The sequence below is a fragment of the Actinosynnema sp. NPDC023658 genome (genome assembly GCF_040639995.1).
Taxonomy (GTDB): domain Bacteria; phylum Actinomycetota; class Actinomycetes; order Mycobacteriales; family Pseudonocardiaceae; genus Actinosynnema.
Genome location: NZ_JBFAAX010000350.1, coordinates 1 through 6,174 on the forward strand (window position 1 = coordinate 1; position 6,174 = coordinate 6,174).

At 72.0% G+C, this 6,174-nt stretch carries 6 protein-coding genes and 1 pseudogene; 5 read left to right on the forward strand and 2 right to left on the reverse strand.

From position 1 onward, the window contains the following. Positions 1–107: 107 nt before the first annotated feature. Complete coding sequence (gene upp, locus AB0G02_RS26060) at positions 108–734, reverse strand: uracil phosphoribosyltransferase (RefSeq protein ID WP_360798363.1); 627 nt, start codon at positions 732–734, stop codon at positions 108–110. A 107-nt stretch (positions 735–841) separates the two neighbouring features. On the opposite strand from upp, the gene AB0G02_RS26065 reads away from it, so the two are divergent. The 5 genes from AB0G02_RS26065 to AB0G02_RS26085 all read left to right on the forward strand — a co-directional run bounded on the left by AB0G02_RS26065 (position 842) and on the right by AB0G02_RS26085 (position 5,950). After that, positions 842–1,837: a Gfo/Idh/MocA family oxidoreductase gene (locus tag AB0G02_RS26065; RefSeq protein WP_360798365.1), complete on the forward strand. Its 996-nt coding sequence runs from the start codon at positions 842–844 to the stop codon at positions 1,835–1,837. An 84-nt stretch (positions 1,838–1,921) separates the two neighbouring features. Further along, positions 1,922–2,569, forward strand: coding sequence for a DUF1707 domain-containing protein (locus tag AB0G02_RS26070; protein WP_360798368.1), 648 nt, complete (start codon positions 1,922–1,924; stop codon positions 2,567–2,569). Between the two features lie 94 nt (positions 2,570–2,663). Then, positions 2,664–3,635, forward strand: a complete 972-nt coding sequence (deoC, locus tag AB0G02_RS26075; RefSeq protein WP_360798371.1) for a deoxyribose-phosphate aldolase — start codon at positions 2,664–2,666, stop codon at positions 3,633–3,635. A 1-nt stretch (position 3,636) separates the two neighbouring features. Continuing rightward, on the forward strand, positions 3,637–5,064 hold the full coding sequence (locus AB0G02_RS26080) for an aldehyde dehydrogenase family protein (RefSeq protein WP_360798374.1): 1,428 nt from the start codon (positions 3,637–3,639) through the stop codon (positions 5,062–5,064). After that, on the forward strand, positions 5,057–5,950 hold the full coding sequence (locus tag AB0G02_RS26085) for an aldehyde dehydrogenase family protein (protein WP_360798377.1): 894 nt from the start codon (positions 5,057–5,059) through the stop codon (positions 5,948–5,950). Before AB0G02_RS26080 ends, AB0G02_RS26085 begins: the two co-directional genes overlap by 8 nt. 3 nt (positions 5,951–5,953) lie before the next feature. Here the strand turns inward: AB0G02_RS26085 and AB0G02_RS26090 are convergent. Then, positions 5,954–6,174: pseudogene (locus tag AB0G02_RS26090) on the reverse strand (hypothetical protein); the annotation flags it as partial.

Genomic DNA, 6,174 nt, shown 5'->3' on the forward strand with positions numbered 1-6,174 from the left:
CGAGTTGAACGCTCAGAACACGGGCCGTGTGTTCTGAGCGTTCAACTCGGGGTGCGCGAACGTAGGACACGCGCGTTCTGGAGGTAGGACACGCGGGGGGCACGACGTCAGTTGACGGCGCCGTACTGGCGGTCGCCCGCGTCACCCAGGCCCGGGACGATGAAACCAGAGTCGTTCAGGCGTTCGTCGACGCTCGCGGTGATCAGGCGGACCGGCAGGCCGGAGTCCTCCAGGTGCTTGATGCCCTCGGGCGCGGCCAGGGCGCAGATCGCGGTCACGTCGGTCGCACCGCGGTCGGTCAGCAGGCGGATCGTGTAGGCCATCGAACCGCCCGTGGCGAGCATCGGGTCCAGCACGAACACCGGGCGGCCGGCCAGCGAGTCCGGCAGCGACTCCATGTACGGGGTCGGCTGGAGGGTCTCCTCGTCGCGGGCCAGGCCCACGAAACCCATCTGCGCGTCGGGGATCAGCTTGTGCGCCTGGTCGGCCATGCCCAGCCCGGCCCGCAGCACGGGCACCAGCAGCGGCGGGTTCGCGAGCCGGTAGCCGGTGGTCCGGGCGACCGGCGTGTGCACCCGCTCCTCGGCCACGGGCAGGTCGCGCGTGGCCTCGTACACGAGCATCACGGTCAGCTCGTGCAGCGCGGCGCGGAACGCCGCGTTGTCGGTGCGGGCGTCGCGCATGGTGGTCAGCCGCGCCCTGGCCAGTGGGTGATCGACAACGAGGACGTCCATGGTCGAACAGTATGTGGTACCCGAAGGCGATGCCCGGCGGCTCGCGGTCGGCGGCCCGCGGTCGGGCAGTGGGGTTGGCGGGACGCCGCCACGGGTAACGTCCTGGCATGGCCGACCACGTGCGGATCGGGGTTCTTGGGGCGGCGCGGATCGTGCCGGCGGCGTTGGTGCGGCCGGGGCGGAACGCGTCGGCGGTCGAGGTGTCGGCGGTGGCGGCCCGGGACGCCGGGCGGGCGCAGCAGTTCGCCGACCGGCACGGCATCCCGCGCGTCCACGGCAGCTACGAGGAGTTGTTGGACGACCCCAACGTGGACGCCGTCTACATCCCGCTGCCGAACGGGTTGCACGGGAAGTGGACATTGGCGGCGTTGGCGGCCGGGAAGCACGTGCTGTGCGAGAAGCCGTTCGCGGCCAACGCGGACGAGGCCGCGGCGGTGGCGGAGGCCGCGAAGCGCAGCGGCCTGGTGGTGATGGAGGCCTTCCACTACCGCTACCACCCGTTGGCCCTGCGGTTGCCGGAGGTCGTCGCGGAACTGGGCGAGCTGCGGCACGTGGAGGCGCGGCTGGCCTTCCCGCTGCCGAGGTTCAAGGACATCCGGTACTCGCTGGACCTGGCCGGCGGCGCGTTGATGGACGCCGGCTGCTACGCGGTGAACATGGTGCGCTACCTCGGTGGCGAGCCGGAGGTGAAGTCCGCGCGGGCGCTGCTGAAGGGTGACGGCGTCGACCGGGCGATGCGGGCGGAGCTGAAGTTCCCCGCCGGGCACACCGGGACCGTGGTGGCGTCGATGTGGTCGCGGTCGTTGCTGAGGCTCTCGGCGAAGGTGTTGGGCGCCAACGGCGAGGTGCGCGTGTTCAACCCCTTCGCGCCGCAGGCGGGGCACCGTCTCGCGGTGAAGCTGAACGGCCACCGGCGGGTCGAGCGCTTCGACCGGCGGCCGAGCTACGAGTACCAGTTGCAGGCGTTCGCCGACGCCGTGCTGCACGGCAAGCCGTTCCCGACGACGGCGGACGACGCGGTGGCCACGATGCGGGTCGTGGACGAGATCTACCGCGCCGCCGGGTTGCCGGTGCGCCAACCGAGCACCACGCCGGCCGGCTGAACGGGCTCCCGGCGGGCAGCCGGTGCTGAACGGTGTTCACCGGAGTCGTCGTGAAAAGGCGCGCGCACTCCTAGACTCACCCGCGTGAGCGACGAGCTGGTGCCGGACCCCCGTCAGATGCGCGCCTCGGACGCCGACCGCGAGAAGGTCGCCCGGGTGCTCCAACAAGCGCACGGCGAGGGCCGGTTGGACCTGCACGAGCTGGACGAGCGGCTGGCGGCGGTGTACGCGTCGAAGACCTACGGCGACCTGGTGCCGCTGACCGCGGACCTGGGCGTGCCCGCGCCGGCCGTGCTGCCCGTACCGGTGCAGCACCACGCACCCGCGTCGCGGATCGGCGGCACGCCCGGCTCCGCGGTGTCGTTCGCGTTCTGGTCGGGCGTGGAGCGGCGGGGCGAGTGGGTCGTGCCGCCGACGCACGCGGCGACGGCGATCATGGGCGGCGTCGTGCTGGACCTGACCCAGGCCCGCTTCACGCAGCACGAGACGACGATCAACGCCTACGCGCTCATGGGCGGGGTGGAGATCATCGTGCCGGAGGACGTCACCGTCCGGGTCGACGGCGTCGGCTTCATGGGCGCGTTCGAGGACTCCACGCACAAGGGCGCACCGACCATCCCCGGCGGGCCGGTCGTGCGCGTCACGGGGTTCGCGATGATGGGCGGCGTCGAGGTCAAGCGGCCGAAGAGGAAGAAGCTCAAGACCAAGAGGCACGAGGAGCTGGAGGACTGAGGACGAGGGCGTCCCACCGGACCCCGTACCGGGTCTGACCTGCCCGAAGTCACTCACTTAGGACGGCCGTCCCAATCCGCCTAGACTCGGCGGCATGGCTGCTCCGACAACTACACCGCCACCGCAGCTGCCCCCGGCGCTGGCGGACGCCGTCCGGGACGACGCGTCGCTGCGCCGGTTCCTGCACGGGCTGCCCGGTGTGGACCAGGTCGGCGTCGAACAGCGCGCGGCCGGTCTGGGCACCCGCAGCATCAAGAAGGCCGCGAAGCGGTGGGCCATCGACACCGCCATCTCCATGGTCGACCTGACCACGTTGGAGGGCGCCGACACCCGCGGCAAGGTCCGGTCGCTCGCCGCCAAGGCCCGCAGGCCCGACCCGGACCACCCGGACGTGCCGCAGGTCGCCGCCGTGTGCGTGTACCCGGACATGGTGGAGACCGCCGTCGAGGAGCTCCGGGGCACCGGTATCGGCATCGCCAGCGTCGCCACCGCGTTCCCGTCCGGCCGGTCGAGCCTGAAGGTGAAGCTGGAGGACACCGCCTACGCCGTCGACGCGGGCGCCACCGAGATCGACATGGTGATCGACCGGGGCGCGTTCCTGTCCGGCCGCTACGGCCAGGTGTTCGACGAGATCGTGCAGGTCAAGCACGCCTGCGGGGACGCCCACCTCAAGGTGATCCTGGAGACCGGCGAGCTCGCGACCTACGACAACGTGCGCCGCGCGTCGTGGCTCGGCCTGCTCGCGGGCGGCGACTTCATCAAGACCTCCACCGGCAAGGTGTCCCCCGCCGCGACGCTGCCGGTGACGCACGTGATGCTCCAGGCCGTCCGCGACTGGCACATCCAGACCGGCGAGGTGCGGGGCGTGAAGCCGGCGGGCGGCATCCGCACGACCAAGGACGCGATCAAGTACCTGGTGGCGGTGCACGAGGTCGCCGGACCGGAGTGGCTGACCCCGGAGAAGTTCCGCTTCGGCGCCTCCACGCTGCTCAACGACCTGCTGATGCAGCGGCGCACCCAGTTGGAGGGCCACTACAGCGGCCCCGATTACGTGACGGTGGACTGACATGTGGGAATACGCGCCCGCGCCCGAGTCGCGGGACATCGCGAACCTCAAGCCGAACTACCGGATGTTCATCGACGGCCAGTTCGTCGAGGGCGGCGGTGAACCGCTCAAGACGATCAACCCCGGCACCGAGGAGGTGCTGGCCGAGGTCTCCACGGCCGCGCCGGCCGACGTGGACAAGGCCGTGAAGGCCGCGCGCCGCGCCTACGAGCGGGTCTGGGGCCGGATGCCCGGCTCCGAGCGCGCCAAGTACATCTTCCGCATCGCCCGCCTGGTCCAGGAGCGGGCGCGGGAGCTGGCCGTGCTGGAGTCGCTGGACAACGGCAAGCCGATCAAGGAATCGCGGGACGTGGACGTGCCGACGTCCGCCGCGCACTTCTTCTACCACGCGGGGTGGGCGGACAAGCTGGCCTACGCGGGCCACGGCCCCGACCCGCGCCCGCTGGGCGTGGCCGGTCAGGTCATCCCGTGGAACTTCCCGCTGATGATGGCGGCGTGGAAGATCGCGCCCGCGCTGGCGACCGGCAACACCGTGGTGCTCAAGCCCGCCGAGACGACGCCGCTGACCGCGCTGGTGCTGGCGGAGATCATCCAGCAGGCCGACCTGCCACCCGGCGTGGTGAACATCCTCGCCGGCGCGGGTGACGTCGGCGCGGCCGTCGTGTCGCACCCGGACGTGGACAAGGTCGCGTTCACCGGGTCGACCGACGTCGGCAAGACCATCCAGCGGCAGCTCGCCGGCACCGGCCGCAGGCTCAGCCTGGAGCTGGGCGGCAAGGCGGCGAACATCGTGTTCGACGACGCGCCGCTGGACCAGGCGGTCGAGGGCATCGTCAACGGCATCTTCTTCAACCAGGGCCACGTGTGCTGCGCGGGTTCGCGGCTGCTGGTGCAGGAGTCGGTGGCCGAGGAGCTGCTGGAGAAGCTGCACGCCCGCGTGTCCACGCTGCGCGTCGGCGACCCGCTGGACAAGAACACCGACGTCGGCGCGATCAACTCGCGCGAGCAGCTGACCAGGATCCAGCAGCTGGTCGAGTCCGGCGACGCCGAGGGCGCGGAGCGGTGGACGTCCTCGTGCCCGTTGCCGGACAAGGGCTTCTACTTCGCGCCGACGGTGTTCTCCAACGTGTCGCAGGCGATGCGGATCGCGCGCGAGGAGATCTTCGGGCCGGTGCTGTCGGTGCTCACGTTCCGCACGCCCGACGAGGCGGTGGCCAAGGCGAACAACACGCCGTACGGGCTGTCGGCGGGCATCTGGACCGAGAAGGGGTCGCGCATCCTGTGGGCGGCGCAGAAGATGCGCGCCGGCGTGGTGTGGGCCAACACGTTCAACCGCTTCGACCCGACCGCGCCGTTCGGCGGGTACCAGGAGTCGGGCTTCGGCCGCGAGGGCGGTCGTACCGGGCTGGAGGCCTACCTCGATGTCTGAGAACCGGATTTCCCTCGGTCGGGCCGAGAACCGGATCGCGGTGACCAAGACCTACAAGCTCTACATCGGCGGCGCGTTCCCGCGGTCGGAGTCGGGCCGGTCCTACCCGGTGGTCGACGCGAAGGGCGCGTTCCTGGCCAACGCGGCGCAGGGTTCGCGCAAGGACGCCCGGGACGCGGTCGCGGCGGCGCGCAAGGCGTTCCCCGGCTGGGCGGGCGCGACGGCGTACAACCGGGGGCAGGTGCTGTTCCGGGTGGCCGAGGTGCTGGAGGGCCGGCGGGAGCAGTTCGCCGCCGAGGTGGCGGCCTGCGAGGGCGTCACGGCGAAGAAGGCGCACTCGCTGGTGGACGCGGCGATCGACCGGTGGGTCTGGTACGCGGGGTGGACCGACAAGGTCGCCACGGTGCTGGGCGCGTCGAACCCGGTGGCCGGGCCGTACTTCTCGTTCTCGGTGCCGGAGCCGACGGGCGTGGTCGCGGTGCTCGCGCCGCAGCAGTCGTCGCTGCTGGGGCTGATCAGCGTGGTGGCGCCGGTGATCGCGACCGGCAACGCGGCGGTGGTCGTCAGCTCGCAGGACCGGCCGCTGCCCGCGGTGACGTTGTCCGAGGTGCTGGCGACGTCCGACCTGCCCGGCGGCGTGGTGAACGTGCTGACCGGGCGCACGGCGGAGATCGCGCCGTGGCTGGCGTCGCACGCGGACGTGAACGCGCTCGACCTGACCGGTGCGCCGGAGTCGACGCGGGCGGACCTGGAGCGGGCGGCGGCCGGGACGGTGAAGCGGGTGCTGCGCGCCCGTCCGGCGGAGGACTTCACCCGCGAGCCGGACCTGGCCCGGCTGCGGGCGTTCCTGGAGATGAAGACGGTCTGGCACCCGATCGGCGTGTGACGCCTACCGGCGGCAGCCGAACCAGCTGAAGGCGAGCAGGCCGGTGCAGCCGAGCACGACCGCGGTGACGGTGGCCGAGGTGGTGCCGGCGGGCTGCACCGGCCACGTCAGCAGGCGGGCGAGCCAGTGCTCGTCGAGGGGCGGGACGACCAGCGTCGCGCCGGTCCAGCCGACCGGCAGCGCCCAGGCGGCACGCGCGCCGAGCAGCAGAGCGCCCAGCGCCG